The organism is Microbacterium sp. (genome assembly GCF_031988965.1).
GTDB lineage: Bacteria > Actinomycetota > Actinomycetes > Actinomycetales > Microbacteriaceae > Microbacterium.
On record NZ_DALZXX010000221.1, the window covers coordinates 1 to 3,198 of the forward strand.

The 3,198-nt window shown below is 67.7% G+C and carries 3 protein-coding genes and 1 pseudogene; 3 read left to right on the forward strand and 1 reads right to left on the reverse strand.

Annotation, left to right across the window (positions count from 1 at the left end; translation table 11 throughout):
- The 3 genes and pseudogenes from RTM68_RS17860 to RTM68_RS17870 form a co-directional block, all read left to right on the forward strand.
- A pseudogene (locus RTM68_RS17860) lies at window positions 1-293 on the forward strand (energy-coupling factor transporter transmembrane protein EcfT); the annotation flags it as partial.
- A gap of 227 nt (window positions 294-520) precedes the next feature.
- Window positions 521-1,558, forward strand: coding sequence for a TerC family protein (locus tag RTM68_RS17865; protein WP_312173567.1), 1,038 nt, complete (start codon window positions 521-523; stop codon window positions 1,556-1,558).
- A gap of 94 nt (window positions 1,559-1,652) precedes the next feature.
- Window positions 1,653-2,948, forward strand: a complete 1,296-nt coding sequence (locus tag RTM68_RS17870) for a hemolysin family protein (protein WP_312173569.1) — start codon at window positions 1,653-1,655, stop codon at window positions 2,946-2,948.
- 10 nt (window positions 2,949-2,958) lie between these two features.
- Here the strand turns inward: RTM68_RS17870 and RTM68_RS17875 are convergent.
- Window positions 2,959-3,198: phosphotransferase (locus tag RTM68_RS17875; RefSeq protein WP_312173572.1), on the reverse strand; the 240-nt coding region annotated here is incomplete at its 5' end.

Below are 3,198 nucleotides of genomic sequence, written 5' to 3' on the forward strand. Positions count from 1 at the left end.
CGCTGGCGCTGGCGCGACGGGCACGCGGTGTCGCCGACCAGGGACGCGTGCGCCGCGCGTTCGGAATGGCGTTCGCACTGTTCGTGCTGGCCATCAGACGCGGATCGTCGCTCGCGACGGCGATGGAGGCACGCGGCTTCGGCGGCACCGGACCGCGCTCGTGGGCGCGCGAATCGACCTGGGATCGACGAGACACCGTGCTCGTGGTCATCGCTGCGCTCATCCCCGCGGTCGCGATCGCGGCCGCCGTGCTGACGGGGGCGTGGAACTTCATCCTCGGCCCGACGGCCTGACTGGACCCCTGACTGAACCCCTGACCGACCCCCAGGTCATACTCAGCTTTCTCATAGCTGGAGTGCCGATGTATTCGCTAGCATGGAGCGAACCCAAGGGGAGTACTCCACCACGGGCGGCTCGTCATTACGGATGTCCCTGCATCCCGGGTCCCCGGTCCTCGTTCTCGAGGATGGAGAAGACCTTGGCGTCGACATCGTCACGCCTACGTCTTCTGGAGACCCTCTTGAACATCACCCCCCTCGTGTGGATCATCACGATCGCCGTCACGATCGCCTTCTTCGTGTACGAGTTCTTCGCCCACGTGCGAAAGCCGCATGAGCCCACCATCGGCGAGTCCGCCCGCTGGTCGGCCTTCTACATCGGCCTCGCGCTGCTGTTCGGCGTCGGCATCGGCACGGTCTCGGGATGGACGTACGGCGGCGAGTACTTCGCCGGCTACCTCACCGAGAAGGCGCTGTCGATCGACAACCTCTTCGTCTTCCTGATCGTGATGACCGGCTTCGCCGTGCCGCGGATGTATCAGCAGAAGGTGCTGATGATCGGCATCGTGATCGCGCTGATCATGCGCGGTGGATTCATCGCCCTGGGCGCCACGCTGATCGAGAACTTCTCCTGGATCTTCTACCTCTTCGGCGCCCTGCTGCTGTTCCTCGCGTACCGCCAGGCCTTCGCGCAGGGTGACCACAACCCGGCGAACGGTCGGTTCATGCGCTTCGTGCGCCGTATCCTGCCCGTGAGCGACGAGTACAACGGTGACCGTCTCACGGTGAAGCGCGACGGCAAGCGGTTCTTCACCCCGATGTTCCTCGTGATCATCGCGATCGGCTTCGTCGACCTCATCTTCGCGGTCGACTCGATCCCCGCGATCTACGGCCTGACCGAAGAGGCGTACATCGTCTTCACGGCCAACGCCTTCGCGCTCATGGGTCTTCGCCAGCTGTACTTCCTCATCGGCGGTCTGCTGCAGCGCCTCGTGTACCTCGCCCAGGGCCTCGCGGTCATCCTCGCCTTCATCGGCGTCAAGCTCGTGCTGCACGCGATGCACGTCAACGAGCTGCCGTTCATCAACGGCGGCGAGCCGATGCTGTGGGCTCCCGAGATCCCGATCTGGTTCTCGCTCGTGTTCATCGGCGCCACCATCGCCGTCGCCACCGTCGCGAGCCTCATGAAGACACGCCGCGACGACAAGCGCGACGCGCTCGAAGACTCCTCCTCCACCTCTGCACCGCTCACCACCGACACCGAAAAGGAACACTCGTGAACACCTCGCGCCGATCCGACGCGTCCGCAGACCCTGACAGACCCGGCGCCCGAATGACCTCGGGCGCCCCCGCACCTCGTGAGGTGACCCGCTGATGGGCGACCTCGCACTGAACATCGCACTGGTGTTCGTCTTCGTCCTCGTCGGTGGCGTGTTCGCCGCCACCGAGATGGCCCTGGTCACGCTGCGCGAGAGCCAGCTCAACGCGATCGCCGCCCGTGGCAAGCGCGGCGAGAAGGTGGCCGGCCTGGCCCGCAACCCCAACACCTTCCTGTCGGCGGTGCAGATCGGCGTCACCGTCGCCGGGTTCGCCTCGGCGGCATACGGTGCGACGTCGATCGCCCCGTCGGTCGCACCGCTGCTCGAGAACCTCGGCGTGGCGCCCGCTCTGGCGATGACGCTCGCTACCGTGCTGTTGACGCTCGTGATCGCGTACCTGTCGCTCGTGCTCGGCGAGCTCGTGCCCAAGCGCCTGGCGATCCAGCGCAACGCGCAGTTCGCCTATGCGGTCGCGCCGGTGCTCGACGGCTTCGCCACGGTCATGCGTCCGGTGATCTGGCTGCTCTCGATCTCGACCAACGCGCTCGTGCGCCTGCTCGGCGGCGACCCGCACAAGACCGCCGACGAGCTCAGCGACGAAGAGCTGCGTGACATCGTGGCGACGCACCAGAGCCTGCCCGACGACGAGCGCCGCATCCTCGACGACGTGCTGTCGCTGCGCGGCCGCCAGGTCAGCGAGGTCATGCGCCCCCGCCCTGAGGTCGTCGCGCTCGACGGTGCGGCGACGCTCGCGGCGGCGATCGTGCAGGTGCGGGAGCTGCCGTTCTCGCGCTATCCCGTGATCGACGCCTCGCTCGACGACATCGTCGGCTTCGTGCACGTGCGCGATCTGTTCGAGGCCGCCGCAGAGGACCCGACCCGATCGGTGCTCGGACTCATGCGACCGGTCGAGTACGTGCCGTCGACCGCGGGCGTGCTGCCGACCCTGACGCGCATGCGCGCCGCAGGGCATCAGATCGCCGTGGTCGTCGACGAGTACGGCGGCACCGACGGCATCGTCACCCTCGAGGACCTCGTGGAGGAGGTCGTCGGCGAGATCTTCGACGAGTACGACACCGAAGAGCGGATGCCGGATGCCGGCGGCGCACTCGACGGTCGTCTCAACCTGCAGGACTTCGCCGAGATCACCGGCATCGACCTGCCGCGCGGGGCCTCCGACACGGTCGCGGGCTTCGTGACCGAGATGCTCGGCCGCCTCGCCGTGGTCGGTGACTCGGTCGAGGTGCCCGGTGGCACGATCCGCGTGACGGCCGTCGACCGCCGTCGGATCGCCGAGATCCGGGTGACGCTCCATGAGGAGCCGGAGGCCGAGGCCCCGGTCAGCGCGTGATGACGCCCGATCAGGTCTCGTTCCAGAGCCGACGGTAGTAGTCGAGTCGCTCCCGGTCGGGGGCGACACCGTACGCCTCGATGAGCACGTCCGCCCACCCCGGGCCGAAGTTCCACTCGGTGCTCATCGAGGCCACGGCGATGTCGGCCCATCTGTCGGCCGTGCCGAGCGCGGCGAGGTCGACGTGCGCGAGCGGGCGGCCCTCGTCGTCGAGCAGTGTGTTGGGCATGCAGGCGTCGCCGTGGCAGAC

What these genes read in the sequence shown, in the direction of transcription:
- RTM68_RS17870 (WP_312173569.1), top strand. Translation starts at nt 1,653, where the DNA reads ATGGGCGACCTCGCACTGAACATCGCACTGGTGTTCGTCTTCGTCCTC.